Origin of the sequence: Variovorax sp. WDL1, from assembly GCF_001541225.1 — a bacterium.
In the GTDB taxonomy this organism is placed as follows: domain Bacteria; phylum Pseudomonadota; class Gammaproteobacteria; order Burkholderiales; family Burkholderiaceae_C; genus Variovorax.
In genome coordinates this window covers 35,766-59,891 of record NZ_LMTS01000233.1, presented here as the reverse complement: position 1 = coordinate 59,891, position 24,126 = coordinate 35,766, and the positions used below count along the sequence as shown (strand labels likewise).

The window sequence follows — 24,126 nt, the reverse complement described above, 5'->3', positions numbered from 1 at the left end:
CACACCATGACCACCCAAGCCTTCATCTGCGACGCCGTTCGCACCCCCTTCGGCCGCTACGGCGGCTCCCTCTCCAGCGTGCGCACCGACGACCTGGGCGCCGTGCCGCTCAAGGCGCTGATGGAACGCAACAAGGAAGTCGACTGGCAGGCCGTGACCGACGTGCTCTACGGCTGCGCCAACCAGGCCGGCGAGGACAACCGCAACGTGGCGCGCATGTCGGCGCTGCTGGCGGGCCTGCCGCTGGAACTGGGGGGCGCCACCATCAACCGGCTGTGCGGCTCGGGCCTCGATGCCCTGGGCAGCGCGGCGCGCGCCATCAAGGCCGGCGAGGCCGGGCTGATGATCGCGGGCGGGGTGGAGAGCATGAGCCGCGCCCCCTTCGTCATGCCCAAGGCCGAGAGCGCCTTCAGCCGCGCCAACGCGGTGTACGACACCACCATCGGCTGGCGCTTCGTCAACAAGCTGATGAAGGCACAGTACGGCGTCGACGCCATGCCGGAGACGGCGGAGAACGTGGCCACCGACTACAAGATCGAGCGCGAGGCGCAGGACCGCATGGCGCTGGCCTCGCAGCAGCGCGCGGTCGCGGCGCAGAAGTCGGGCTTCTTCGATGCCGAGATCGTGCCGGTGCTCGTGCCGCAGAAGAAGGGCGACCCTGTCGTCGTGAACAAGGACGAGCATCCGCGCGACACCAGCCTGGAAGCGCTCGCCAAGCTCAAGGGCGTGGTGCGTCCCGATGGCACGGTAACGGCCGGCAATGCCAGCGGCGTGAACGACGGCGCCTGCGCGCTGCTGCTGGCCGACGAGGCGAGCGCGGCGAAGTACGGGCTGACCCCCCGCGCCCGCGTGGTGGGCATGGCCACCGCCGGCGTGCCGCCGCGCGTGATGGGCATCGGCCCGGCGCCGGCCACCGAGAAGGTGCTGAAGCTCACCGGCCTGAAGCTCGACCAGATCGACGTGATCGAACTCAACGAAGCCTTCGCCGCGCAAGGCCTGGCGGTGCTGCGCCTGCTCGGCCTCAAGGACGACGACGCGCGCGTCAACATCAACGGCGGCGCGATCGCGCTGGGCCACCCGCTGGGCGCCAGCGGCGCGCGGCTGGCGACCACCGCGGTCAACCAACTGCACAAGGGGGGCGGGCGCTATGCGCTTTGCACCATGTGCATCGGCGTAGGCCAGGGGATCGCGGTCATCCTCGAACGGGTCTGACCGGAATCGCCCCGGGCGCGGGCGCTGACGTCTCGCCCGGCTGAAGGGGGGCGCTCGCGGACGGGTGTGCCTGGCACGCGGCCTGCCACACCAGCGTGGCGGCCGCGAGGTCTTCGAGCGCGCTGCCGACGGCCTTGAAGACGGTGCGCTCGGTGCCGTTCGCACGCCCCGCGCGCCGGCCCTTGCACAGGTCCGCCAGGGTGGCCTGCACCGTGTCGCGCGACAGGGTGCCGTCTGCCATCGCGTCGAGCAGGTCGCCGGCCTTCTGCAAGGCCTCCTCGGTATCGACGAAGGTCCGCGCATTGGCGAAGCATGCCGGGTCGGCCTCGCGCATCTGCGGCGTGAAGCTGCCGATCAGGTCCAGGTGCGAACCCGGTGCGAGCCATTCTCCTCTCACCAGGGGAGATGTCGCGAGGGTGGCGCAGCTCACGATATCCGCGGCGCGCACGGCGGCCTCCAGGTCGGCCGCGGGCTGCGCATTCCAGCCCTCGCTGCGCCATTGGGCTGCCAGGGCTTGTGCTCCCTCGGGGCGGTGGTTCCACACCTGGATCTCGTCGATCGCGCGCACGGCCGCATGCGCGGCCGGCAGCAGGCGCGCGACGCGGCCGGTGCCCAGCACCAGCAGGCGCCGCGCGTCCTGTCGCGCTAGAAAGGAGGCTCCCAGGGCGGAGGCGGCCGCAGTCCGATGCGCGGTGATCTCGTTGCCGTCCATCATTGCCAGCGGCACGCCGGTGTGGGCGTCGTAGAGCACGTAGGTGGCGTGCAGCCCGGGCAGCCCGCGGGCGCCGTTGCCGGGAAAGATGTTGATGGTCTTGATGCCGAGATAGCCTGCCTCGCTCCAGGCCGGCATGATCAGCACCGTGCCGCGGTCGGCGCCGGCCTCGACGGTGTGCACATGGCGCGGCGGGACCGTGGCCTCGGCCGCAAAGGCAGCGTGCAACGTCGGGATCAGGCGAGCGAAACCCAGGGCCGACCGGGTTGCGTTGGCGTCGAAGTGCTTCATGGCTGGGCCGAGCATTCTAGGCACCGGATGGCGACGTCAAGGCCCGGAACTGGAGAAGTCACGAAGAGCGACGAGGTGCGCGAGTTCGTGCGCCCGTGTGAAGGAGGGACGATGAAGTGGTGGAACACGCGGGTCGAGCCCGTGCCGAATGCAGACTACGCGATGCTCGAACCGGGGTCTGGTCCTGCCGCATCGTGTACCTTGGTATGCTTTTTGACTGGTTATCAAGCTGAGCTGGGATGGATCTTCGGTGACAGGCCTGGCATAGGCCCGATCGGCCATGTAATGCAAAGCTCTACGATTGCCGCGGCGTCGTCGCGTGTGCAAAATTTCACGCATGTCCGAATCGATGACGACGCCCGCCAAGCTCGAGGATTCCGAGCTGCAGAGCCTGGCTGCCGAATGGCGCATCCGCGCCATGCAGGGAGACCAGCTGGCGCACCGCATGGCGCAGGCCCTGGAGGCCGAGCAGCGCCGACGCATTCGCGATTCCGGGCTGCAGCCGCTGCCTCCGGCACGTTCTTCCGCCTCGGCGCCCTGGTGGAAGTTCTGGTGATGCAGCCGTACGGCTTTTCCTGACCGCTGATGGATTTTGCGATCTCGCTCGCCCTGGCGAGCCTTTTCCTGGCAACCCTTCTTTCCAACCTGCTGGCCCGCCGGCGCGAGAAGGCGCTGGTGTTCGACCCGATCACCCACGAGGCGCGCGAGCTGCTGCTGCGCGAACGCGCTGCGCCCGTGCCGCTGTGCCCGACGCTCGGCCCCGAGCACTGGGCTCGGCTGGAGGCGGTGCAGCCCTCGTGGCGGCGGCAGGTGTTCGAGGCCGCGCGCACGCGTTACGTCGAGGCGCGCAAGGCTTTTTCCCGCAGCGAGATCGACGGAGAGCTCTATTACCCGAACCCGGCCTTGGTGGCCGGCGCGGCGCACCAGGTGCTGATGCTGACGGAGCGCTTCTGACGCTCCGGCGGCCCGCGGCGGGGCACCCCTTCAGTGATAGATCTTCTGCAGCAGCCGTATCAGCATCTCGCGCTCGCGCGCCGTGAGCTTGGCGCTGGCGTCCGCTTCCAGCTCGACCACCGTGCGCTCAGCGTCGCGCACCAGGGACTCGCCGGCCGGGGTCAGGTACAGGCCGATGGCGCGGCCATCGTAGGGGTGGGGGCGGCGTTCGATGAGGCCGCGGCTGTCCATGGCGGAAATCAGGCTCACCAGGTTGGGCGGCAGGATGTCCAGGGTGGCGCAGAGCTGCCGCGAGGTGGCGCCGGGGTTGTGCGCGAGCAGCGAGAGCACCGAGAAATCCACTTGCTTCAGCCCGTAGACCGCCATGCGCTCGGCGAAGACCGTGCTCACCGTCAGCCAGGCGCGCCGTGCGTTGTAGCCGACCAGGGCTTCGAGTACTCGGGTGTCGAGCCGATCCGGCCGCGACGGCTGGGCGGAGACGGCGGGGATGGCGGCTTTCTTGCGCGGGGCAGGCATGGGTCGAGGGTAACTGCCTTTGCGCAGCAGACGTAGGGGGCGAGCCCCCTATGCCGCGGCGTCCGGCGACATGACGGCCTCGCAGGCGCGCTTGACCATGCCGAGCCGCATATCGAATTCCGGCAGCACGTATCGGCGGAAAGCGGCCGCCGGCGCCGTCCAGCGCGATGTCTCCGGCGCGGCATGCGCGATGCGCGCCCAGGCCCAGGCCAGCAGGGACAGCGCCACCACCCGCAAGTAATCGTCGGCCACCTCGTGGGGCAGGGCCGGGTCGCGCTGCGCCGCCAGGGCGATCGTGGTGCCGAGGTAACGCAGCTGCGCAAAGCGGCGCTGCACCTCGGCGTCGAACTCGCGCGCGGCATCGAGCTCGTCGCGCAGCTCGATCAGCAGGCTCGCCATGCCAGCGCCGCCGTCGGGCACAAGCTTGCGCACGACCAGGTCGATGGCCTGGATCTCGTTGGTGCCCTCGTAGATCATGGTCACGCGGGCGTCGCGCAGCACCTGCTCGATGCCCCACTCGCGCACATAGCCGTGGCCGCCGAATACCTGGAGGCAGGCGCTCGCGCCCTCGAAAGCCTGCTGCGTGCAGGCCGCCTTCAATACCGGCGTGATCAGCGCGCACCAGCGCTCGGCGCGCTCGCGGCGCGCGGGGTCGGCATCGTGGCGCGCGATGTCCAGTTGCAGCGCGCTGCGGTAGGCCAGCAGGCGCGCGCCGTCGATCCAGGCGCGCTGCGTCTCGAGGATGCGGCGCACGGCCGGATGCTCGACGATCAGGTCGGCGGCCTCGGTGCCGCGGCTGGCCGGCGCCGGGCCGGGGGCGCGCATCTGGCGCCGCTCGCGGCCGTAGGCGTCGGCCTTCTGCCATGCGGCGTCGAGCAGGCCGATGCCCTGAAGCGCCACATGCAGGCGCGCCGCATTCATCATCACGAACATCGCGGCCAGGCCGCGGTTCGGCTCGCCGACCAGCCAGCCGGTAGCTTCGTCGAATCGCATCGCGCAGGTGGGGCTGCCGTGCAGGCCCATCTTCTCCTCGATGCGCTCGCAGTGCACCGGGTTGCGGATGCCATCCGGCAGCAGCTTGGGCACCAGGGCCAGCGAGAGGCCCTTGGGTCCTGCCGGCGCACCGGGCAGCCGGCACAGCACCAGGTGCACGATGTTCGGCGTCAGGTCGTGTTCGCCCCCGGAGATGAAGATCTTGCTGCCGCTCACCCGCAGGCTGCCGTCGGACTGCGGTAGTGCGCGCGTGCGCACCTGGCCCAGGTCGCTGCCGGCATGGGCTTCGGTCAGGCACATGGTGGCCAGCCATTCGCCGCTGGCGATCTTCGGTAGATAGGCCTGCTGAAGCTCGGCGCTGCCGTGGTGCCGGAGGCATTCGTAGGCGCCATGCAGCAGGCCGGGCGCCATCGTGAGGCCGTGGTTGGCCGCGCTCAGCCATTCGAAGAGGATGGCCTCGAGCACGGCCGGCAGGCCTTGTCCGCCGTCCTCGGGTGCGGCGGACAGCGCGAGCCAGCCGCCGTCGACGAGGCCCTGGTAGGCCTCGCGGAAGCCGGGAGGCGTCAGCACCTCCCCGTTGGCCAGGCGGCAGCCCGTTTCGTCGCCGATCCGGTTCAGCGGCGCGACCACCTCGGCCACGAACTTGCCGGCTTCGTCGAGCACCTGCGCCTGGAGCGCGTCGTCGAACTCCGCGAAAGGCCCGAGCGCGCGCAGGCGCGGGGTGGCGCCGAGCACAGCGTCGAGCAGGAAGCGCTGATCGTCGGGATGGGGCTGGTAGTTCATCGGCAGGCGAAGCTGGAAGCGATCTCGGGGTCGCCGCCGGTGTAGACCGCGACGCGCGGATAGGGGCACAGCGGACGCGTGCGCCGGGGCGACCAGTCGGCCGGTATCTCTGGGTTGGGCACCGCGGCGCCCGGGCCGCGCGCGCTGGCGGTGACGAACTGCGGCGCCCGGCCCTGCTCGACCCAGTCCACCAGCGTGCTCAGCATGTCGAACTGGTCCGTGGCTGGGCCGCCTGCGCAATGGTTCATGCCGGGGACCGGGAAGTAGCGCGCGAAGGATGAAGCGTCGCCGCCGTGGTTCGCCTGCAGTTGCTCGTACCAGGCGGCAGTGTCGTCGGAGGAGAAGACCGGATCGCTGGTGCCGTGGTAGACGATCATCTTGGCGCCGCGTGCGCGCAGCGTGTCGAGCTTCGCGGCCTGCGGCGGTGCCATGAAGGCCATGGCCGACTCGCGGTAGATGCCGGACGTGGCCTCGATCAGCGGCGCATCGCGGTCCATGTCGAAGCCCAGCGCGAAGGGCAGGCCGCCCGGCCGCTCGGCCAGCGGCGGCGTTGCGAAGATGAAAGCCACGGCGCCGGCGTCGCGCGTCGCCGGGCTGGCGAATTTCCATTCGCGCCAGTTGGCGCCCGCGATGCCGGTGTCGAAGGGGAAGCTGCTGTAGATGGCGCGGCCGGCGCTGTTGCGCGCACCGGCGAAGACACTGGCAAGTGCCGTCTTCTGCGCCGGTGCCAGGCAGCTGCCGTCGCGCGCGCCGCTGCAGGTGGGCACGTCGGCGTTGAGCCTGAAGCGCGCCTGGCAGGCCTTCACGTCGGAGACGATGCCGTCGGCCAGCCCGTCGAGCGCATCGCAGCGCGCGACCAGGCGGCGGGCCACGAGCTGCAGCTCCGCAGGTGTGAAGGCGCTCTGCAGATCGGGCTGGCCGGTTGGCGTGGTGGCGGTCGCGGCCTTGGCGTACTGCTGCGCCCCGTAGAGCTGCGCGACCGCCGCCCTCGGCAGCTGGAAGCCGGGATTGCCGGCGAGGATGCCGTCGTACTGCGCCGCCGAACGGGCGGCCGCCACCATCGCATGCCGGCCGCCGTTGGAGCAGCCGCCGATATAGGAGCGGTCCGGGCCGCGGCCGTAGGCCTGCGCGATCAGGTGCTTGGCCATGGGCGTGAGCTGGGCGACGGCGTTGTAGCCGTAGTCCTGCCGCGCCTGTGGATCAAGGCCGAAGCGCGGGCCCATCGAGCCCGCATGGCCCGCGTCCGCGCTGATGACGGCAAAGCCCATCTGCAAGGCGGTGCTCGCGGGCCCGCCGCCGCCGATGCCGCCGAGGGCCGGCACCACCACGCCGTCGAGCCCGCCATTGGCTTGGTAGAAGAAGCGGCCGTTCCAGGCGTGCGGCAGGCGCATCTCGAAGCCGATGGCATAGCGCTGGCCGTCCACCGCGCTCACGCGCTCGTTCATGCGGCCCTGCACCAGGCAATGCGCGGGGGCGGGAATGCGGGCACTGCCAAGGGTGACGGGACCGGCGGCGACTTCCACCGCGCTGGTGTAGGCCGTGCCGGGCCGCGCGGCCTTGGCTGCGAGGTCGGTGCACGACAGCAGTGGACCGGGCTGTGCCGCCGAGAGCTGCGGCATCGGCGCGCCAGGGCCCGAGGCAGTGCAGGCCGCAAGCGCCGAGGCCAGGCTCAGCAGGCCGAGGCGCCGCCCGCCTCGGGGCAGCCGGGCGCTCCTCACGACTCCGCCGTGAAGCCGATCTGCTTGACCAGCGGCCCCCAGCGCTCGTACTCCGCCTTCTGGTCGGCCGCCATCTCCTGCGGCGTGCTGCCGTTCGCCACCAGGCCGACGAGGGCCAGGGCGTCGATCACCGACTTGTCCTTCAGCGCCGCGGTGATCGCGGCGTTGGCGGCGGCGATGGTGGCGGGCGGCGTCTTCGCGGGGGCGTAGAAGCCGAACCACTCTTCGGAGGTCACGTCCGGGTAGCCCAGTTCGGTGAAGGTGGGCACATCGGGCAGGTAGGGCGAGCGCTTGCGGCCGGAGGTGGCCAGCACGCGCACGCGGCCGGCCTTCATGTACTGCAGGTAGTCGCCGCTGGGGTTCATGGCGGCGGCGATCTGGCCGCCGACCAGGTCGGTGATGCTGGGGACGGTGCCGCGGTAGGGCACGTGCTTGAGTTCCACGCCCGCGCGCAGGCCGAGCAGCGCGCCCAGCAGGTGCGGCATCGAGCCCGCGCCGGGCGAGCCGTAGCTTGCCTGCGCCGGGTTGGCCTTGGCCCAGGCGAGGAAGTCCTTCAGCGTCTTCACCTCGGCCGGCACGGCCGGCCCGACCGCCAGGCCATGGAACATGATGGCGCCGATCGACACCTGGGTGACGTCCTCGGGCTTGTAGGCGAGCTTGGGATAGATGTAGGGATAGACCGCCAGCGCGGAGACCGGGGCCAGCGTGAGGACCGAGCCATCGGCCGGCGAGTTCTTCAGCGTCTCCACGGCGATGCGGCCGCCCGCGCCGGGCTTGTTCTCCACGAAGCCGGGGTTCTTGCTGTAGGGCGTGCCGCCCAGCTTCTCGGCCACGCGGCGCGCCACGCTGTCGCCGGCGCTGCCGGGCGGGAACCCGTACATGATCTTGACCTGGTCCAGCGCCTGGGCCAGTGCCGAGAGGGGCGACAGCCCGCCCAGGACGGCGGCGCTGCCCAGGGCGTGCAGGAAATGGCGACGGTGTTGCATGGCGATGTCTCCTTGGTGAATTCGGGTCGCAGGTTCGGATGTCCGGTATTCAGCGCGGCGCCATGCGCAAGGCCCCGTCGAGCCGGATCACCTCCCCGTTGAGGTGCCCGTTGGTGACGATGTGGCAGGCCAGCTCGGCGAACTCCGAAGGCTTGCCCAGGCGCGGCGGGAACGGGATCGACGCAGCCAGCGATTGCTGCACAGGCTCGGGCAGCTCCTTCAGCAGCGGCGTTGCGAACAGGCCGGGCGCGGTGGTGCACACGCGGATGCCATGCTGCGCGAGGTCGCGCGCCATCGGCAGCGTCATGCCGACCAGCCCGCCCTTGGAGGCGCTGTAGGCCTGCTGGCCGACCTGGCCGTCGAAGGCAGCGACCGAGGCGGTGAACATCATCACGCCGCGCTCTCCGCCATCCAGCGGGTCGAGCTTCGCGCACTGCGCCGCGTAGAGGCGGCTGATGTTGTAGGCGCCGACGAGGTTGACGTTGACGACGCGCACGAAGTCTTCCAGCGGAGCGGGGTTGCCGTCCTTGCCGACGATGCGCTTGGCGCTGCCGATGCCGGCCACGTTCATCAGGATGCGAGCCGGGCCGTGCGCGGCGGCGGCTTTGTCGAGCGCGGCGTTCACGCTGTCGGTGTCGGTGATGTCGCAGGGGCAGGCGATGCCGCCGATCTCGGCTGCCACTTTCTCCGCAAGAGCGGCATTGAGGTCCAGCACGGCCACCTTGGCCCCCAGGCGCGCGAGCTCGCGCGCGGTCGCCTCGCCCAGGCCCGATGCGCCGCCGGTGACCAGCGCGGCTTGTCCTTCGATCTTCATGGCTTGTCTCCTTGCGGTTTGAGCGTGAAAGGCAGGCTGCCGGCGTGGAAGGCTTCCACGGTATCGGCGCGGTGCTTGAGTACGGAGCGCTGGTTGATGGAGCCCTTGTCGGTGACCTCGCCCTTGTCGATGGAAGGCGGCTCGTGCTCCAGGTGCAGCCGCGCGATGCGGTTGGCGCTGCCGGTGGCGGTGCGGGCGAGTTCGTCGAGCACGCGCTGGAAATGCGCCTGTACCGGCGCGCTCTCGACGACCTCGCGCATGCCTGCATCGGCGGCAAGGCCTGCAAGCTGCCGGATCTTCTGGGTCGGGAAGATCAGTGCGCCGACCTCCTTGAGGTTGATGCCGGTCAGCACCGCGTCCTGCACATAGGGCGCGCCGGCCGCAATGATCCTGGCGCGCAGCGGCCCCACGCTGACGAAGGTGCCGGTGGCGAGTTTGAAGTCTTCCGCAATGCGGCCATCGAAGCGCAGCCCGCGGTGGATGTTGCTCTCGTCGATCCACTTCACCGCGTCGCCGGTGCAGAAGAAGCCCTCCTCGTCGAAGGCCTCGGCCGTGGCCTCGGGTGCGCGCCAGTAGCCCGGCGTGATGTTGGGGCCGCGATAGCGCACCTCGGTCTTGCCGTCGGTGTCGATCAGCTTGATGTCGATGCCAGGCGCCGGCAGGCCCAGGTCGCCCGACTTGACCTCGGGGCCGGTGACGTAGAGCGCGAAGGGCCCCGATTCGGTCATGCCCAGGCCGGTGCCCATCACGATGCGCTCGCCGACCTCGGCCTCCTGGGTGCGGTGCAGGCTGTCCCACACCGGCTGCGCCAGCGCGGCGCCCGAGTAGAAGAACATCTTCACGCGCGACAAGAGGTTGCGGCGCAGCACCGCATCGCTTTCCATGGCGTGGGCGATGGCCTCGAAGCCGGTCGGCACGTTGAAGTAGATGGTGGGCGCGATCTCGCGCAGGTTGCGCAGGGTCTCCGCCATGCCCGTGGGGGTGGGCTTGCCGTCGTCGATGTAGAGGGTGCCGCCGTTGTCCAGCACGATGCCCACGTTGTGGTTGCCGCCGAAAGTGTGGTTCCAGGGCAGCCAGTCGACCAGCACCGGCGGCTCCTCGCCCAGCGCCGGGATCGACTGGCGCAGTTGCTGCTGGTTGGCGCACCACATGCGGTGCGTGTTGACCACCGCCTTGGGCAACTTGGTGGAGCCCGAAGTGAAGAGGAACTTGGTAATGGTGTCGGGCCCGGTGGCCTGCATCGCGGCGTCGATCGCCGGCGTGGCCGGGGTGGCAGCCAGTTCCTCGAGGCTCGTGACGGAACGGCCCTCGACCTCGCCGTCGCCGAGCACCAGCTCGATGTCGGCCCGCACGGTGGCCGTGATGGCGCGCTCGAAGCGCCGGGCATCGGCGGCGAACACCAGGCCGGGCGTCAGCGTGTCCAGCACATGGCGCAGCTTCTCGAAGTCCTGGCTCACCAGCGAATAGGGCGGCGAAACCGGGCAGTACGGGACGCCGGCATAGAGGCAGCCCAGGGCCATGAGTGCGTGCTCGATGCCGTTCTCGCTGAGGATGGCGACAGGGCGCTCGGGGCCCAGGCCGCGCGCGAGCAGGCCCTGGCCGATGCTGCGGGCCTTGCGGTGCGCCTCGGCGTAGCTCACACGGATCCAGTCGCCGGTGCCGCCGCCGGGCAGGCGCTCGCGGCGGGCGATGAAGGTGCGATCGGGCGCCGCCTCGGCCCAGTGGCGCAGGCGATCAGTCATGCGCTCGGCATAGGGCTCGAGCTCGGCCTCGGCCCGCAGGTAGCGGATGCCGGGGGCGCCTTCGCGCAGCACGGCGCGCGTCACGCCGAAGGCGAGCGGCCGGTAGCGGACCATCGTGCTCATGACTTCGTCACCTTGCCGGCGCGGCCTTCGAGGAAGGCGCGCACGCGCTCCTTGGCCTCCGGCGCGCTCTGGACGATGCCGGAGATCAGCGCCTCGGTGAAGAAGCCGTGGTCCGCCGGCTGCTCGCTGATGCGCGGCAGCGCGTGCATCAGCGCGTAGTTGGTGAGCGGCGCGTTGCCGGCCACCTTGCGGGCGAGCTCCAGCGCCTTCTCGAAGGAGCTGCCTTCCGCCACCAGGTACTGCGCGAAGCCGGCGCGCTCGCCGGACTCGGCGTCGTAGACGCGGCCGGTCATCATCATGTCCATCATGCGTGCGGTGCCGATCAGCTTGGGGATGCGCACCGAGCCGCCGCCGCCGACGAAGATGCCCCGCGAGCCTTCGGGCAGGGCATAGAAGGTGGTGGTGTCGGCCACGCGGATGTGGCAGGCGCTTGCGAGCTCGAGTCCGCCGCCGACCACCGCGCCGTGCAGCGCCGCAATCACCGGCACCGGGCCGCCTTGCACGACATCGAGGGCCGCGTGCCAGAGGCGCGAGTGCTGCATGCCCTGACCGGCGTCGCGCTCCTTCAGCTCGGAAAGATCGAGGCCGGCGCAGAAGTGCGGGCCGTCGCCGTCGATCACCGCCGCGCGCACGGTGGAAGGCAGGTTCTGGAAAGTGTCGCGCAGGGCGAGGATGAGGGAATCTGACAATGCGTTGCGCTTGGCGGCGCGCGTCAGGCGGATGATGGCGATCTCGTCGCGCAGCTCGAGTTGAAGGTCGGTGGTGGTGGTCATGGTTGCGCTCCCTTTCACGATCGATTATGGTTATTGGAAATAACTAATTCAAGCCGAGTCGACAGGCTCGGCACCCGGATTTACCCTTAGTCGCTGCACAGCCTGGAGACAAGCCCCATGGACCACCGCAACCTGATCGCGATCGACACCCACACGCACGCCGAGGTGAGCTGCTGGAATCCCTTCGACAACTACGGCGAGGAGTACGACCGCGCGGCCGACAAGTATTTCCGATCGAGCCGGCGCCCGACCATCCAGGAGAGCATCGACTACTACCGCGAGCGGAAGATCGGCCTGGTGATGTTCATGGTCGACGCCGAGTCGAACCTCGGCCGGCGCCGCATCCCGAACGAGGAGATCGCCGAGGCGGCGCAGAAGAACAGCGACATCATGATCGCCTTCGCCAGCATCGATCCGCACAAGGGGAAGATGGGTGCGCGAGAGGCAAGGCGCCTGATCGAGGAGCATGGCGTCAAGGGCTTCAAGTTCCATCCGACGGTGCAGGGCTACCACCCGTACGACCGGATGGCCTGGCCGATCTACGAGGTGATCGCCGAGCACGGGCTGCCGGCGGTGTTCCACACGGGCCACAGCGGCATCGGCTCAGGCATGCGCTGCGGCGGCGGCCTCAGGCTGGAATACAGCAACCCGATGCACCTGGACGACGTGGCCATCGATTTCCCGGACATGCAGATCATCATGGCGCACCCCAGCTTCCCCTGGCAGGACGAAGCGCTCAGCGTGGCGACGCACAAGCCCAACGTCTGGATCGACCTCTCGGGCTGGAGCCCGAAGTACTTCCCGAAGCAGCTGGTGCAGTACGCCAACACGCTGCTGAAGGACCGCATCCTGTTCGGCAGCGACTACCCGCTGATCACGCCCGACCGCTGGATGAAGGACTTCGAGGAGGCGGGCTTCAAGCCGGAGGTGATGCCCGGCATCCTGAAGGGCAATGCGGTGCGGTTGCTGAAGCTCGACTGAAGGGAGTCCGAAAGCAGCTGCTGGTCATTCGACGCTGCTTCGACCCTCTTCCACCGCCAGGTTCCAGTCCTGGCCCGAGCGCTGCTTGCGTTCCTCGCGCTCGCGCGCGATCTGCTCCTGGAACTGCTGGCGCCCTTCCTTCGAGGCCGCGATCAGCTTGGCGCGGTCCTTGTAGTGCGGGTAGAGCTCATGCATGAGCTCGATGTTGCGGCGGCGAAAGCGCATCGCCGCTTCGCGCGCCTCGTGCGCGGGCCAGCCCAGTCCCTCCAGCACCGAGCGGGCGCTGCGCAGGGAGGATTCGAAGAGCTCGCGCTCGATGAACTCCACCTTGCGGTCGAGCAACTGGTAGAGATGACCCACGTTGCGCGCGCGGGCGATGATGCGCGCGTTGGGGAAGTGCGCGCGCGCCATGTCGACGATGGCCAGCGATTGCTCCACGCCGTCCACCGCCACCACCAGCACACTGGCCGTGCCGGCGCCGGCGGTGCGCAGCACGTCCAGCCGCGTGGCGTCGCCGTAGAAGACCCGAAAGCCGAACTCGCGCAGGCTTTCGATGGTGTCGGGGTCGTGGTCCAGCACGGTCAGCTTCAGGCCCTGGGCGCTGAGCATCCGCCCCAGGATCTGGCCGTAGCGGCCGAAGCCGCAGATCAGCACCTTGGCTTCCTGTTGCTCGGAGATCTCTTCCATCGTGACCGGCGCCCCGTCGCTGTAGCGTGGCAGCACCCACTTGTCGAGCGCCACCAGCAGCAGCGGCGACAGCAGCATCGACAAGGCCACCGCGCCGATCAGGAACGACGCGACCCCGGCCGGCAGGACCTGCGGGCCGGCCGCCTGGAAAACCACGAAGGCGAACTCGCCGCCCTGCGCCAGCAGCAGCGTGAACACCGGCCGCTGCTGGTAGGGCAGTCCCATCAGCTTCGCCAGCGTGAAGATCACGATCGCCTTCAGCAGCATGAAGCCGACGACGACCAGCGCCATCAGGCCCGGCCGGTCCAGCAGCACGCCGAAGTCGATGCTCATGCCGACCGCGATGAAGAAGAGGCCCAGCAGCAGGCCCTTGAAGGGCTCGATGTCGGTTTCCAACTCGCGCCGGTACTCGCTCTCGGCCAGCAGCACGCCGGCGAGGAAGGCGCCGAGCGCCATCGACAGGCCGACGAACTGCATCAGCGCGGCGATCGCCACCACCAGCAGCAGCGAGGCGGCGGTGAAGATCTCGGGCGTGTCGCTGCGCGCGATCCAGCGCAGCAGCGGGCGCAGCACCAGCCGGCCGCCCAGCACGATGCCGCCGACCACCGCGACGATCTTCAGACCCTCGAGCGCGCGGTCGGCGCCGGTGAGGGCCGGCGCGGTGTCGGAGCCGACAGCCAGCAGGGGCAGGAGCGCGAGGATCGGGATCGCCGCCACGTCCTGGAACAGCAGGATCGAGAAGCCGGCCTGCCCGCTCGGCGTCGGCAGCAGGTTGCGTTCGCCCAGCACCTGCAGCGCGATGGCGGTCGAGGACAGCGCCAGGCCCAGCGCGGCGACCAGGGCCACGCGCCAGTTCGCGCCGCCCGCCCAGCCGGCCAGGAAGAGCACGGCCGCGCAGGCCACGACCTGCGCAGTGCCCCAGCCGAAGATCGGCCGGCGCAGGCTCCACAGGCGCCTGGGCTCCAGCTCGAGGCCGACCAGGAACAGCATCAGCACCACGCCGAACTCGGCGAAATGCAGGATGTCGACCACGTTGGTCACGAGGCCCAGGCCCCAAGGGCCGATGACGATGCCGGCCGCGAGATAGCCGATGATCGAGCCGAGGCCGAGTGCCTTCGACAACGGCACCACCAGTACGGCGGCGCCCAGGTAGATCAGCGAATTGACGAGCCAGCCCGGTGCGTGTTCCATCAGGCCTCCTCGTGTTCCAGCGGCCGGTCGGTCGCCGGGACTTCGCAGGCGGCGCATTCGGGGATGTCTTCCATCTCCGGCCAGTCGGGGTAGCTCGAGAGGCGCTGCCTGAAGACCTCGATGTGCGCCGCCAGCATTTCGGGGGTGGCGCTGCGCGCGCCGTGGAAGAGCAGCGGCGGCAGGAAGCGCATGCCGCAGAGGGCGGCGGTCTGCTCGTAGGGCGGCAGGAAGGCGTCGAAGAAGTAGCGGTTGTAGCTCTGCGGGTGGTAGCTGTGCTCGGGGCCGCCGGTGGTGGCCACCAGCCAGCAGTCCTTGCCCTGCAGCGCCATGCCGCCGCCGCCGTAGGCCCAGCCGTAGCTCAGCACCTCGTCGAGCCAGAGCTTCTGCAGCGCCGGCATCGAATACCACTGGATCGGGTGCAGCAGCACCAATAGCTTGGCGCGGGCGAGGCGGGCCTGCTCGGCCTGGATGTCGATCGCGTAGTCGGGGTAGCTGGAATAGAGGTCGTTGGCCTCGACGTGGGGCAGGCTGCGCGCGGCCTGCAGAAGCTGCCAGTTGACGCGCGAATCGCGCCAATGGGGATGGGCGGCGAGCAGGTAAATGCCGCCTGCGGAACGGCCCGGGCTTGGTGTTGTCGTGGTCATGGTGCGCGAACATAGCGCAACTCGGACGGCCGGCGGGCGCGGCTACCATGGCGCCTGTCTCTTCAGTCTGGAAGGAGCCTGTCATGCCGGTGGTCCTGGTCGCCAACCCCAAGGGTGGGGTCGGCAAATCCACGCTCGCAACCAACATTGCGGGCTATTTCGCGAGCCGCGGCCATGCGGTGATGCTCGGCGACATCGACCGGCAGCAGTCCTCCCGGCTATGGCTCGGCCTGCGCACGCCGGCGGCGCGCGAGATCAGGACCTGGGAGGCTTCGGAAGACGGCACCGTGGTGCGGCCGCCGCGCGGCACCACGCACGCGGTGATCGACACGCCAGCGGGCCTGCACGGCGCGCGGCTCAAGGAGGTGGTGCCGATGGCCGACAGGGTGCTGGTGCCGTTGCAGCCCAGCATCTTCGATATCTATGCCACGCGCGACTTCCTGGACAAGCTGCTGGCCAACCGCCATGTCGGCAAGACGCAGGTCGGGGTGGTCGGCATGCGTGTCGACGGGCGCACGCTGGCAGCCGAGCGCCTGCGCGAGTTCGTCGCCGGGCTGGGCGTGCCGGTGCTGGGCGAGCTGCGCGACACGCAGAACTACGTGCAACTCGCGGCGCGCGGACTCACGCTCTTCGACATCGCACCGGGCCGGGTGCAGCGCGACCTGGAGCAGTGGGAACCCATCCGCCAATGGCTCGATGCTTAGCTCCTCCCCAGGTTGGCTCACTTCGTGTAGCCGCCCACCCCCTGCCGGGGGCAACACCAGCGGCCCGGCACAGCCGGTTCCGCGGTGTTCTCCGGACTGTCACGCCGGCTACAGCGGCGGAGGCCCTGGCCAAGTAGAGTGAAAACATGAAGAAGACATTCCAGACCCTTCAGGATCTCGCCGCCTGCGTCGGCCAGGAAGTCGCGGTGAGCGACTGGATCACGGTCACGCAGGAGCAGGTCAACCAGTTCGCCGAGGCCACCGGGGACCACCAGTGGATCCACGTCGATGTGGAACGCGCCAAGGCCGGGCCCTTCGGCGGGCCGATCGCCCACGGATTCCTGACGCTGTCGCTGCTGCCACGTTTCTACGAATCGGCCTTCGAAGTGGTCGAGTCGCGCATGGGCGTCAACTACGGGCTCAATCGCGTGCGCTTCATGACGCCCGTGCCGGTCGGCGGCCGGCTGCGCGGGCGCATGAAGCTGCTGAGCTGCGAGCCCATCGACGGCGAAGGCATCCAGATGGTCTGGGAGGCCACCATCGAGCTCGAGGGTGCGACCAAGCCGGCCTGCGTCGCCGAATCGGTGGTGCGCCGCTTCCGCTGAGGGCCCCGCGGCGACCTGGCTCCTCAGGCGAAGCCGTTCTGCCGCCAAGCCTCGAACACCGTCACTGCCACCGCGTTCGACAGGTTCAAGCTGCGCTGGCCTGCGCGCATCGGCAGGCGCAGGCGCTGCGGCGGCGGGAAGCGCTCGCGCAGTTCCGGCGCGAGGCCGCGCGTCTCCGATCCGAACACCAGCCAGTCGCCGGGGCGGAAGCCGACCTCGTGGACGATGCGCGTGCCGCGCGTCGTGAGGGCGAAAAGGCGCTCGGGCGCGGGCTGCTCGGATGCCAGCAGCGCCTCCCAGCCGGCATGGCGGCGAACCTCGGCGTACTCGTGGTAGTCGAGGCCAGCGCGCCGCAGCAGCCGGTCGTCCATCGAAAAACCCAGCGGCTCTACCAGGTGCAGGGTGCAGCCGGTGTTGGCGGCCAGCCGGATCACGTTGCCGGTGTTGGGCGGTATCTCGGGTTCGACCAGGACGATGTGGAACATGGGCCGATTCTCTTCAAGACGGCGGATCGGTCCTTGCGAGCACGATCGCGGTGACGTGCGCTGCCCCGCCGGTGCGCAACACCTGCGCCGCCGAGAACAGCGAGGCGCCGCTGGTCATCACATCATCCACCAGCACGATGCGCCGCCCACGCACGACCTCTGCGCGCAGCGGTTCGAGCGCGAAGGCGCCGCGCAGATTGCGCAACCGCTCGGCGCGCGCGAGGCCGCTTTGCGGTGGCGTGTCCCGGGTGCGCAACAACAGTGCTGGATCGGTCTTCTGCGGGGCGAGCCGGCGCGCCAGCTCGTACGCCTGGTTGAAGCCGCGCTCGCGCAGCCGGCTTCTTGCCAGCGGCATCGGCACCACCAGGTCGGCCTGCTCCAGGGCCGGCTCGACCCAGGGGGCGCTTCGCAGCAGGGTCGCCAGCGGCGCGGCCCAGCCCGCTCGGCCCTGGAACTTGAACTGCGCGATGCAGTCGGGCCAGGGCCAGGCATAGGCGCAGGCCGCGAGGCAGGCGTCCAGCGGGGGCGGATGGGCAAGGCACTCGCCGCACCGGGCCACGCCCTGCGGCACCGGCAGGGCGCAGCTGACGCAGCGCGAGGCCGGCGGGGCGAAACGCGTTACGCAGGCGTCGCACACGGGACGCGAGGGCCAGGCGCGGCACACCGCGCACTGGCTCGGCACGCGCTCGAGCAGGGAGGAGAGCAGGGAAGAGAGCAGAGAAGGGCCCTGGCGCCAAGGGTTGGACATCGCTCAATATACTGAGCGCCCGATGGACTCCACCCCCCCTCAGCGACCGCCGACCATCGATGCTGCGGCCGCCGCACGCTGGGGCCGCCTCGCGCCCGCCGGCGGTTCGCCCTGGCTGCACGAGGAGATCGGCCGCCGCATGGAGGACCGTCTCCAATGGATCAAGGCGCAGCCGCGCCACTGGGCCGACTGGTCCCCGCTGCGCGGCGGGCTGGAATCGCACGCACTGCTCGCGCGCCGCTACCGTGACGCGGCCGCCTTCGTGATCGAACCGGAGCCGGCGCTGCTTGCGCCTACCCGCGCGGCGCTCGCCGCGCCCTGGTGGAGCGCGCGGCGCTGGCAGGGCGCCCGGTCCAGCTTCGAGGCGCCGCCAGAGGAGGGGGTGGATCTGCTGTGGGCCAACATGGCGCTGCACATGGCGGCCGATCCGCAGGCGCTGATCGCCCGCTGGCACAGTCTGGTGGCGACCGACGGCTTCCTGATGTTCTCCTGCTTCGGCCCCGACACCGTGCGCGAACTGCGCGTGCTGCACGAACGCCAGGGCTGGCCGCCTCCCAGCCACGAATTCACCGACATGCACGATTGGGGCGACATGCTGGTCCACGCCGGCTTCGCGGAGCCGGTGATGGACATGGAGCGCATCGTCCTCACATGGCCGAGCGCCGAGGCGGCGCTGGCCGAACTGCGCACGCTGGGGCGCAACCTCCATCGTGCACGCTTTCCCGGGCTGCGAGGCCGGACCTGGCATCGCGTGCTGCGCCGTGCGTTGCCAGACGTGGCCTTGTCCGCGGAAGGAGTCGGGCGGATTGCCTTGACTTTCGAGATCATCTACGGGCACGCCTTCAAGCCGGCACCGCGGGTGGCGCTGGCGGCCGAAAGCGCGGTCTCGCTGCGCGAGATGCGTTCGATGCTTCAGCGCGGGCGACCGGGTGCGTGAGCCGCAAGGCCGCTGCGCGAATGACCACCTCTGTTCACCCGCTACAATCCGCCGTTGCGTGAACTCCGGGTATTGTCCCGTGATCGAGGCCTGTCGGACATGGGTTTGACGGCGATCGACGCACCGATTTGCTGAACTCGCTCGCCGTGTCGAATTCCGTGTTTCGTTTTGCCACCGTTTCAGGCCAGAACATCCACTGGTTCCTGAAGCGCAACTGCTCGGTCACGCCGAGCCAGCTTGGCTGGCTCTACGCATCCCTGTGCGTGGTCTCGCTGGGCATCGGAGCCATTTTCTGGGTGCATGGCGCGCCTCTGGTGCTGCCTTTCGCCTGGCTCGAGCTGGGCGCGGTCGGCTTCGCTTTTCTGCTGTATGCGCGCCACGCCGCCGACGGCGAGCGCATCGCGCTCCAGGGCGGCCGGCTGGTGGTCGAGCTCGAGAATGGCGGGCACTACGAGCGCACTGAATTCTTGCCGCACCAGGTGCGGGTCGAACCTCAGCTCAGCGACCGCTCGCTGATCGAGGTCTCGGGACAGGGTCGTTCGGTCAAGGTGGGGCGCTATGTGCGTCCGGAGTTGCGCGCGGCGCTGGCGCGCGAGATTCGCATGGCATTGCGTGGCGCCTGAAAGGGTGCGCAATGCAGCCCGTGGGGACCGGTGGGTTACTTGAAAATTGAAGAAGTGAACACGATGAAGAGCAATTGGTGCAACAAGAAGTGGCCGGCGAATCTGCTGCTGGCGGCCGGCGCGATGTGGGGCAGCGCGGCGCATGCAGTCAACGATCTTGCCGGCGGCCCGTCGGTGCGCCAGCTGAACCTGCCGGTGGGCGTTACCAAGATCGCGGAAGAGCAGCACTTCCTGCACACCGTGATGCTGGTGCTTTGCACGGTGATTTTCATAGCCGTCTTCGCGGTCATGTTCTATTCGATCTGGAAGCACCGCAAGTCGGTGGGCCACAAGGCGGCCAACTTCCATGAATCCGTGGTGGTCGAAGTCCTCTGGACCATCGTGCCCTTCATCATCGTGATCCTGATGGCGCTGCCGGCCACCAAGGTGCTGGTGGCCCAGAAGGACACCACCAATGCCGACCTCACGATCAAGACCACCGGCTACCAGTGGAAGTGGGGCTACGACTACATCAAGGGCGAGGGCGAGGGCCTGGCCTTCATCTCGACGCTCGACAGCTCGCATCGCGCCATGTCGGACGCCGGCGCCAAGGGCGATGTGCCGGACGACTACCTGCTGAAGGTCGACAACCCGATGGTGGTGCCGGTCGACACCAAGGTGCGCATCATCACCACCGCCAACGACGTGATCCACGCCTTCGCCGTGCCGCAACTGGGCGTCAAGCAGGATGCCATTCCCGGCTTCGTGCGCGACACCTGGTTTCGCGCCGAGAAGGTGGGCGACTACTACGGCCAGTGCCAGGAGCTCTGCGGCAAGGAGCACGCCTACATGCCGATCCACGTGAAGGTGGTCTCGAAGGGCGACTACACGGCGTGGGTCGACGGCAAGCGCAAGGAGGCGGCCGCCAAGCAGGACGACCCGAGCAAGGTCTGGACCCTGCCCGAGATCCTGGCGCGCGGCGAGAAGGTCTATGCCGCCAACTGCGCGGCCTGTCACCAGGCCAACGGCAAGGGCGCGGGCCCGATCAAGCCGCTGGACGGCTCGGCGCTCGTGGTCGATCCCGACCACAACAAGCAGATCCACATCGTCCTCAACGGTGCGAACAACGGCGCCATGCCGGCCTGGAAGCAACTGAGCGACACCGACATTGCGGCCGTGGTGAGCTTCACCAAGAACAGCTGGTCGAACAAGACGGGCCAGCTGGTGCAGCCGGCCGAGGTGCTGGCGCAGCGCGGCAAGTAAGCCGGCGCTGCCTCACGACGCCACGACGAAGAGTTTGCAAGGAATATCACAATGAGCGCAGTCATCGATCCCCACGGCCACGCACACGGCCACGGCGACCATGCCCACGACGAACATCACGCCGCGCCGACCGGCTGGCGCCGCTGGGTGTTCGCCACCAACCACAAGGACATCGGCACGCTGTACCTGCTGTTCTCCTTCACCATGCTGATGGTGGGCGGCGTGCTCGCGCTGCTGATCCGCGCCGAGCTGTTCCAGCCCGGCCTGCAGGTCGTGAACCCCGAACTGTTCAACCAGTTCACCACCATGCACGGCCTGATCATGGTGTTCGGCGCGATCATGCCGGCCTTCGTGGGCTTTGCGAACTGGATGATCCCGCTGCAGATCGGTGCTTCCGACATGGCCTTCGCGCGGATGAACAACTTCAGCTTCTGGCTGCTCATCCCCGCAGCCATCATGCTGGTGGGCTCCTTCTTCATGCCCGGCGGCGCACCCGCGGCAGGCTGGACGCTCTACGCGCCGCTGACGCTGCAGATGGGCCCGTCGATGGACGCCGGCATCTTCGCGATGCACATCATGGGTGCCTCGTCGATCATGGGCTCGATCAACATCATCGTGACCATCCTCAACATGCGCGCCCCGGGCATGACGCTGATGAAGATGCCGATGTTCTGCTGGACCTGGCTCATTACCGCCTACCTGCTGATTGCCGTGATGCCTGTCCTCGCCGGCGCCATCACCATGACGCTGACCGACCGTCACTTCGGGACCAGCTTCTTCAGCCCCGCCGGCGGCGGCGACCCGGTGATGTATCAGCACATCTTCTGGTTCTTCGGCCATCCCGAGGTCTACATCATGATCCTGCCGGCCTTCGGCATCATCAGCCAGATCGTGCCGGCCTTCTCGCGCAAGCGCCTGTTCGGCTACGCCTCGATGGTGTACGCAACTTCCTCCATCGCGATTCTTTCGTTCATCGTGTGGGCGCACCACATGTTCACCACCGGCATGCCGGTAACCGGCCAGCTTTTCTTCATGTACGCGACCATGCTGATCGCGGTGCCGACGGCGGTGAAGATCTTCAACTGGATCGCCACCATGTGGCAGGGCTCGATGACCTTCGAGACCCCGATGCTTTTCGCAGTGGGTTTCATCTTCGTGTTCACCATGGGCGGCTTCACCGGCCTGATCCTGGCCATCGCACCCATCGACACCCAGCTGCAGGACACCTATTACGTCGTCGCCCACTTCCACTACGTGCTGGTGGCCGGCTCGCTCTATGCGATGTTCGCTGGCTTTTACTACTGGGTGCCGAAGTGGACCGGCGTGATGTACGACGAGACGCGCGGCAAGATCCACTTCTGGTGGTCGCTGATCTCCTTCAACATCACCTTCTTCCCCATGCACTTCCTGGGCTTGGCCGGCATGCCGCGCCGCTATGCCGACTACCCCATGCAGTTCGCCGATTTCAACGCGGTCGCCTCGGTCGGCGCGTTCGCCTTCGGCCTGGCGCAGGTTTACTTCTTCTTCTTCATCGTGCTGCCCACGATGATGGGCAAGGGCGAGAAGGCTTCGCAGAAGCCCTGGGAAGCGGCCGAGGGCCTCGAGTGGGAAGTGCCGTCGCCCGCGCCCTTCCACACCTTCGAGAATCCGCCCAAGCTGGACGCCACCGCCACCAAGGTGATCGGCTGAGAGATGCGTGCAATGACGTCTGAACAGAAGAGGAACAACCGGCGCATGGGGCTCACGCTGGCCTCCATCGCGGTGCTGTTCTTCATCGGCTTCGTCGTCCGCATGGTCTGGATCGGGCACTGAGCCGCACATGAGCATCGGTCAACGCATCCGGCGCGAGAATGTTCGCATGGTGGGCAAGCTGGCCGTGGTCGCGGCCGGCATGTTCGCTTTCGGCTATGCGCTGGTGCCGCTGTACCGCGCCATCTGCGAGATGACCGGGATCAACATCCTCGCGCTTTCCGAGCTCGAGGTGCCGGGCGGCGCCAGCGGCGGCAAGAACGTGCGTCTGCCGGACAACACGCAGGTCGACACCAGCCGCACCATCACGGTCGAGTTCGACGCCAACGTGCGCGGCCTCTGGGACTTCAAGCCGGCGCAGCGCTCGATGGACGTCCATCCGGGCCAGCTCAACACGGTGATGTACGAGTTCCAGAACGTGCAGAACCGCCGCATGGCCGCGCAGGCCATTCCCAGCTATGCGCCGCAGCAGGCCGCGCCCTACTTCAACAAGCTCGAGTGCTTCTGCTTCAACCAGTACACGCTCGAAGCGGGCGAGAAGAAGCAGTGGCCGGTCGCCTTCGTGATCGACCCGAAGATTTCGAAGGACGTCAAGACGATCACGCTGTCGTACACCTTCTTCGAGGTCGGCGGGAAGACGCCGCCCGCGCCCGTGGCGGCCAATGCTGCCACGCCTGCGCTGGCCGCGGAGCCGCGTTCATGATCATGGCCGAGACACCGCCGCCCAAGAAAGGCTCCCTGTGGCGCACCGTCAAGGCCGTGGCCTGGGGCTTCTTCGGCGTGCGCAAGAACAGCGACTACCAGGAAGACATCGCCAAGCTCACGCCTTTGCACATCGTGGCCGTCGGGCTGGTGGCGGCGGTGCTCTTCGTCGTTGGCCTGATCCTGCTGGTGAAGTTCGTCGTCGCGCCCTGACAGCGATAAGTGCCCCACAGATTCGAATCGATAGAGAAGACACCAGGACCTGATATGAGTTCAAGCACCCACGGCACCACGCCCTACTACTTCGTGCCCTCGCCATCGCCGTATCCGGTCATGGCGTCTATCGGCCTGCTCTTCGTGATCTTCGGCGCCGCCCAATGGATCAACGGTCACCAGTGGGGCGCCTGGTCGCTGCTGGTGGGCATGGTCTGGTGGCTGGCCACACTCTTTGTCTGGTTCCGTCGCGCAATCGGCGAGAGCGAGAGCGGCCAGTATGGCCACAAGGTGGACCTCTCCTTCCGTTGGAGCATGAGTTGGTTCATCTTCTCCGAGGTGATGTTCTTCGGCGCCTTCTTCACCGCGCTGTGGTGGGCCCGCACCCATGCGCTGCCTTCGCTCGGTAGCCTGGACAACGCCCTGCTGTGGCCCGACTTCAAGGCCGTCTGGCCAACGCTTGCGCCGGGTGCCACCGGCTCGCCGGCGGACATCGTCGAGCCCTTCCAGACCGTCGGGCCCTTCTGGCTGCCGACCATCAACACCGCGCTGCTGCTGAGCTCGGGCGTCACTCTGACCATCGCTCACCACGCGCTGCGTGCAAATCACCGCGCGCAGGCGGTTCGCTTCATGTGGCTGACCGTGCTGCTGGGCGCCATCTTCCTCGGCGTGCAGGGCTACGAGTACTACCACCTCTATACGGAGCTGAACCTCAAGCTCAGCTCGGGCGCCTACGGCTCCACCTTCTTCATGCTGACCGGCTTCCACGGTCTGCACGTGTTCATCGGCATGCTGATGCTGCTGTTCATCACCCTGCGCCTGCGCGCGGGACATTTCACGGCGGAGCGCCACTTCGGCTTCGAGGGCGCGGCCTGGTACTGGCACTTCGTCGACGTGGTGTGGCTCGGCCTGTACTTCCTGGTCTACTGGCTTTGAGCTTCCAGGACGGCACAAAGAAAAAGCGCCGTAAGGCGCTTTTTTCATGGGGCTTGTGGAAC

General features: G+C 68.5%; 26 protein-coding genes. 14 read left to right on the top strand and 12 right to left on the bottom strand.

Annotated elements, in window-relative coordinates; genetic code table 11:
* Window positions 1-6 precede the first annotated feature (6 nt).
* Entirely contained in the window at window positions 7-1,212 is a 1,206-nt protein-coding gene (gene pcaF, locus APY03_RS28490) for a 3-oxoadipyl-CoA thiolase (protein ID WP_068682239.1), read from the top strand.
* On the opposite strand, the gene APY03_RS28485 is transcribed toward pcaF, so the two are convergent.
* Window positions 1,193-2,215, bottom strand: coding sequence for an ornithine cyclodeaminase family protein (locus tag APY03_RS28485; RefSeq protein ID WP_083944616.1), 1,023 nt, complete (start codon window positions 2,213-2,215; stop codon window positions 1,193-1,195). The two genes, pcaF and APY03_RS28485, sit on opposite strands and share 20 nt — an antisense overlap.
* Before the next feature lie 337 nt (window positions 2,216-2,552).
* Here APY03_RS28485 and APY03_RS28480 point away from each other — a divergent pair, with 337 nt between their 5' ends.
* Together APY03_RS28480 and APY03_RS28475 are read left to right on the top strand one after the other, a co-directional pair.
* Complete coding sequence (locus APY03_RS28480; RefSeq protein WP_068682237.1) at window positions 2,553-2,771, top strand: hypothetical protein; 219 nt, start codon at window positions 2,553-2,555, stop codon at window positions 2,769-2,771.
* Window positions 2,772-2,800: 29 nt separating this feature from the next.
* Window positions 2,801-3,169 carry a hypothetical protein gene (locus APY03_RS28475; RefSeq protein ID WP_068682231.1) on the top strand — a complete coding sequence of 123 codons (369 nt, stop codon included), beginning with the start codon at window positions 2,801-2,803 and terminating at the stop codon, window positions 3,167-3,169.
* 30 nt (window positions 3,170-3,199) lie between these two features.
* On the opposite strand, the gene APY03_RS28470 is transcribed toward APY03_RS28475, so the two are convergent.
* Genes APY03_RS28470 through APY03_RS28440 form a run of 7 tightly spaced genes read right to left on the bottom strand, consistent with a single transcriptional unit; the run spans window position 3,200 to window position 11,617 of the window.
* The gene (locus tag APY03_RS28470) at window positions 3,200-3,685 is read right to left on the bottom strand and encodes a MarR family winged helix-turn-helix transcriptional regulator (RefSeq protein ID WP_068682229.1); all 486 of its coding nucleotides are present in this window, start codon (window positions 3,683-3,685) and stop codon (window positions 3,200-3,202) included.
* Between the two features lie 48 nt (window positions 3,686-3,733).
* On the bottom strand, window positions 3,734-5,461 hold the full coding sequence (locus APY03_RS28465) for an acyl-CoA dehydrogenase family protein (protein WP_068682227.1): 1,728 nt from the start codon (window positions 5,459-5,461) through the stop codon (window positions 3,734-3,736).
* The gene (locus APY03_RS28460) at window positions 5,458-7,179 is read right to left on the bottom strand and encodes a tannase/feruloyl esterase family alpha/beta hydrolase (protein ID WP_068682225.1); all 1,722 of its coding nucleotides are present in this window, start codon (window positions 7,177-7,179) and stop codon (window positions 5,458-5,460) included. The genes APY03_RS28465 and APY03_RS28460 overlap by 4 nt, the downstream gene beginning before the upstream one ends.
* The gene (locus APY03_RS28455) at window positions 7,176-8,165 is read right to left on the bottom strand and encodes a tripartite tricarboxylate transporter substrate-binding protein (RefSeq protein WP_068682222.1); all 990 of its coding nucleotides are present in this window, start codon (window positions 8,163-8,165) and stop codon (window positions 7,176-7,178) included. The genes APY03_RS28460 and APY03_RS28455 overlap by 4 nt, the downstream gene beginning before the upstream one ends.
* Window positions 8,166-8,214: 49 nt before the next feature.
* Window positions 8,215-8,979 (bottom strand): SDR family NAD(P)-dependent oxidoreductase, encoded by a 765-nt coding sequence (locus tag APY03_RS28450; protein WP_068682220.1) that lies wholly within the window; start codon window positions 8,977-8,979, stop codon window positions 8,215-8,217.
* Window positions 8,976-10,844: a feruloyl-CoA synthase gene (locus APY03_RS28445; RefSeq protein WP_068682218.1), complete on the bottom strand. Its 1,869-nt coding sequence runs from the start codon at window positions 10,842-10,844 to the stop codon at window positions 8,976-8,978. Before APY03_RS28445 ends, APY03_RS28450 begins: the two co-directional genes overlap by 4 nt.
* Window positions 10,841-11,617 carry a crotonase/enoyl-CoA hydratase family protein gene (locus APY03_RS28440; protein WP_068682217.1) on the bottom strand — a complete coding sequence of 259 codons (777 nt, stop codon included), beginning with the start codon at window positions 11,615-11,617 and terminating at the stop codon, window positions 10,841-10,843. Before APY03_RS28440 ends, APY03_RS28445 begins: the two co-directional genes overlap by 4 nt.
* A 117-nt stretch (window positions 11,618-11,734) precedes the next feature.
* Between APY03_RS28440 and APY03_RS28435 the strand changes: the two genes are divergently transcribed.
* Window positions 11,735-12,598, top strand: a complete 864-nt coding sequence (locus APY03_RS28435) for an amidohydrolase family protein (protein ID WP_068682216.1) — start codon at window positions 11,735-11,737, stop codon at window positions 12,596-12,598.
* A gap of 24 nt (window positions 12,599-12,622) precedes the next feature.
* Here APY03_RS28435 and kefC read toward each other — a convergent pair whose 3' ends face one another.
* Window positions 12,623-14,476 carry a glutathione-regulated potassium-efflux system protein KefC gene (gene kefC, locus APY03_RS28430; RefSeq protein WP_068682214.1) on the bottom strand — a complete coding sequence of 618 codons (1,854 nt, stop codon included), beginning with the start codon at window positions 14,474-14,476 and terminating at the stop codon, window positions 12,623-12,625.
* The gene (kefF, locus tag APY03_RS28425) at window positions 14,476-15,120 is read right to left on the bottom strand and encodes a glutathione-regulated potassium-efflux system oxidoreductase KefF (protein WP_068682212.1); all 645 of its coding nucleotides are present in this window, start codon (window positions 15,118-15,120) and stop codon (window positions 14,476-14,478) included. The genes kefC and kefF overlap by 1 nt, the downstream gene beginning before the upstream one ends.
* Before the next feature lie 83 nt (window positions 15,121-15,203).
* Between kefF and APY03_RS28420 the strand changes: the two genes are divergently transcribed.
* On the top strand, window positions 15,204-15,824 hold the full coding sequence (locus APY03_RS28420) for a ParA family protein (protein WP_068682210.1): 621 nt from the start codon (window positions 15,204-15,206) through the stop codon (window positions 15,822-15,824).
* Window positions 15,825-15,970: 146 nt separating this feature from the next.
* Window positions 15,971-16,429 (top strand): MaoC family dehydratase, encoded by a 459-nt coding sequence (locus tag APY03_RS28415; protein WP_068682206.1) that lies wholly within the window; start codon window positions 15,971-15,973, stop codon window positions 16,427-16,429.
* A gap of 23 nt (window positions 16,430-16,452) precedes the next feature.
* Here the strand turns inward: APY03_RS28415 and APY03_RS28410 are convergent, their stop codons facing one another.
* Window positions 16,453-16,914, bottom strand: coding sequence for a tRNA (cytidine(34)-2'-O)-methyltransferase (locus tag APY03_RS28410; protein WP_068682205.1), 462 nt, complete (start codon window positions 16,912-16,914; stop codon window positions 16,453-16,455).
* A gap of 13 nt (window positions 16,915-16,927) precedes the next feature.
* Window positions 16,928-17,662 carry a ComF family protein gene (locus tag APY03_RS28405; RefSeq protein WP_068682204.1) on the bottom strand — a complete coding sequence of 245 codons (735 nt, stop codon included), beginning with the start codon at window positions 17,660-17,662 and terminating at the stop codon, window positions 16,928-16,930.
* A gap of 22 nt (window positions 17,663-17,684) precedes the next feature.
* Between APY03_RS28405 and APY03_RS28400 the strand changes: the two genes are divergently transcribed.
* The 8 genes from APY03_RS28400 (at window position 17,685) to APY03_RS28370 (ending at window position 24,064) form a co-directional block, all read left to right on the top strand.
* Window positions 17,685-18,599, top strand: a complete 915-nt coding sequence (locus APY03_RS28400; RefSeq protein WP_068682203.1) for a biotin synthase — start codon at window positions 17,685-17,687, stop codon at window positions 18,597-18,599.
* Window positions 18,600-18,745: 146 nt separating this feature from the next.
* The gene (locus APY03_RS28395) at window positions 18,746-19,222 is read left to right on the top strand and encodes a DUF2244 domain-containing protein (protein ID WP_068682297.1); all 477 of its coding nucleotides are present in this window, start codon (window positions 18,746-18,748) and stop codon (window positions 19,220-19,222) included.
* Between the two features lie 63 nt (window positions 19,223-19,285).
* Complete coding sequence (gene coxB / locus APY03_RS28390; protein WP_068682201.1) at window positions 19,286-20,464, top strand: cytochrome c oxidase subunit II; 1,179 nt, start codon at window positions 19,286-19,288, stop codon at window positions 20,462-20,464.
* 51 nt (window positions 20,465-20,515) lie between these two features.
* Window positions 20,516-22,153: a cytochrome c oxidase subunit I gene (gene ctaD, locus APY03_RS28385; protein WP_068682199.1), complete on the top strand. Its 1,638-nt coding sequence runs from the start codon at window positions 20,516-20,518 to the stop codon at window positions 22,151-22,153.
* A 12-nt stretch (window positions 22,154-22,165) separates the two neighbouring features.
* Window positions 22,166-22,276: a cytochrome oxidase small assembly protein gene (locus APY03_RS44680; protein ID WP_232081142.1), complete on the top strand. Its 111-nt coding sequence runs from the start codon at window positions 22,166-22,168 to the stop codon at window positions 22,274-22,276.
* 7 nt (window positions 22,277-22,283) lie between these two features.
* Window positions 22,284-22,916 (top strand): cytochrome c oxidase assembly protein, encoded by a 633-nt coding sequence (locus APY03_RS28380; RefSeq protein ID WP_068682197.1) that lies wholly within the window; start codon window positions 22,284-22,286, stop codon window positions 22,914-22,916.
* Complete coding sequence (locus APY03_RS28375; protein ID WP_068682195.1) at window positions 22,913-23,128, top strand: DUF2970 domain-containing protein; 216 nt, start codon at window positions 22,913-22,915, stop codon at window positions 23,126-23,128. The genes APY03_RS28380 and APY03_RS28375 overlap by 4 nt, the downstream gene beginning before the upstream one ends.
* 54 nt (window positions 23,129-23,182) lie before the next feature.
* Window positions 23,183-24,064, top strand: a complete 882-nt coding sequence (locus tag APY03_RS28370) for a cytochrome c oxidase subunit 3 (RefSeq protein WP_068682193.1) — start codon at window positions 23,183-23,185, stop codon at window positions 24,062-24,064.
* Window positions 24,065-24,126 lie beyond the last annotated feature (62 nt).

What these genes read in the sequence shown, in the direction of transcription:
- pcaF (WP_068682239.1), top strand. Translation starts at nt 7, where the DNA reads ATGACCACCCAAGCCTTCATCTGCGACGCCGTTCGCACCCCCTTCGGC.
- APY03_RS28485 (WP_083944616.1), bottom strand. Translation starts at nt 2,215, where the DNA reads ATGAAGCACTTCGACGCCAACGCAACCCGGTCGGCCCTGGGTTTCGCT.
- APY03_RS28480 (WP_068682237.1), top strand. Translation starts at nt 2,553, where the DNA reads ATGTCCGAATCGATGACGACGCCCGCCAAGCTCGAGGATTCCGAGCTG.
- APY03_RS28475 (WP_068682231.1), top strand. Translation starts at nt 2,801, where the DNA reads ATGGATTTTGCGATCTCGCTCGCCCTGGCGAGCCTTTTCCTGGCAACC.
- APY03_RS28470 (WP_068682229.1), bottom strand. Translation starts at nt 3,685, where the DNA reads ATGCCTGCCCCGCGCAAGAAAGCCGCCATCCCCGCCGTCTCCGCCCAG.
- APY03_RS28465 (WP_068682227.1), bottom strand. Translation starts at nt 5,461, where the DNA reads ATGAACTACCAGCCCCATCCCGACGATCAGCGCTTCCTGCTCGACGCT.
- APY03_RS28455 (WP_068682222.1), bottom strand. Translation starts at nt 8,165, where the DNA reads ATGCAACACCGTCGCCATTTCCTGCACGCCCTGGGCAGCGCCGCCGTC.
- APY03_RS28450 (WP_068682220.1), bottom strand. Translation starts at nt 8,979, where the DNA reads ATGAAGATCGAAGGACAAGCCGCGCTGGTCACCGGCGGCGCATCGGGC.
- APY03_RS28445 (WP_068682218.1), bottom strand. Translation starts at nt 10,844, where the DNA reads ATGAGCACGATGGTCCGCTACCGGCCGCTCGCCTTCGGCGTGACGCGC.
- APY03_RS28440 (WP_068682217.1), bottom strand. Translation starts at nt 11,617, where the DNA reads ATGACCACCACCACCGACCTTCAACTCGAGCTGCGCGACGAGATCGCC.
- APY03_RS28435 (WP_068682216.1), top strand. Translation starts at nt 11,735, where the DNA reads ATGGACCACCGCAACCTGATCGCGATCGACACCCACACGCACGCCGAG.
- kefC (WP_068682214.1), bottom strand. Translation starts at nt 14,476, where the DNA reads ATGGAACACGCACCGGGCTGGCTCGTCAATTCGCTGATCTACCTGGGC.
- kefF (WP_068682212.1), bottom strand. Translation starts at nt 15,120, where the DNA reads ATGACCACGACAACACCAAGCCCGGGCCGTTCCGCAGGCGGCATTTAC.
- APY03_RS28420 (WP_068682210.1), top strand. Translation starts at nt 15,204, where the DNA reads ATGCCGGTGGTCCTGGTCGCCAACCCCAAGGGTGGGGTCGGCAAATCC.
- APY03_RS28415 (WP_068682206.1), top strand. Translation starts at nt 15,971, where the DNA reads ATGAAGAAGACATTCCAGACCCTTCAGGATCTCGCCGCCTGCGTCGGC.
- APY03_RS28410 (WP_068682205.1), bottom strand. Translation starts at nt 16,914, where the DNA reads ATGTTCCACATCGTCCTGGTCGAACCCGAGATACCGCCCAACACCGGC.
- APY03_RS28405 (WP_068682204.1), bottom strand. Translation starts at nt 17,662, where the DNA reads ATGTCCAACCCTTGGCGCCAGGGCCCTTCTCTGCTCTCTTCCCTGCTC.
- APY03_RS28400 (WP_068682203.1), top strand. Translation starts at nt 17,685, where the DNA reads ATGGACTCCACCCCCCCTCAGCGACCGCCGACCATCGATGCTGCGGCC.
- coxB (WP_068682201.1), top strand. Translation starts at nt 19,286, where the DNA reads ATGAAGAGCAATTGGTGCAACAAGAAGTGGCCGGCGAATCTGCTGCTG.
- ctaD (WP_068682199.1), top strand. Translation starts at nt 20,516, where the DNA reads ATGAGCGCAGTCATCGATCCCCACGGCCACGCACACGGCCACGGCGAC.
- APY03_RS44680 (WP_232081142.1), top strand. Translation starts at nt 22,166, where the DNA reads ATGACGTCTGAACAGAAGAGGAACAACCGGCGCATGGGGCTCACGCTG.
- APY03_RS28380 (WP_068682197.1), top strand. Translation starts at nt 22,284, where the DNA reads ATGAGCATCGGTCAACGCATCCGGCGCGAGAATGTTCGCATGGTGGGC.
- APY03_RS28375 (WP_068682195.1), top strand. Translation starts at nt 22,913, where the DNA reads ATGATCATGGCCGAGACACCGCCGCCCAAGAAAGGCTCCCTGTGGCGC.
- APY03_RS28370 (WP_068682193.1), top strand. Translation starts at nt 23,183, where the DNA reads ATGAGTTCAAGCACCCACGGCACCACGCCCTACTACTTCGTGCCCTCG.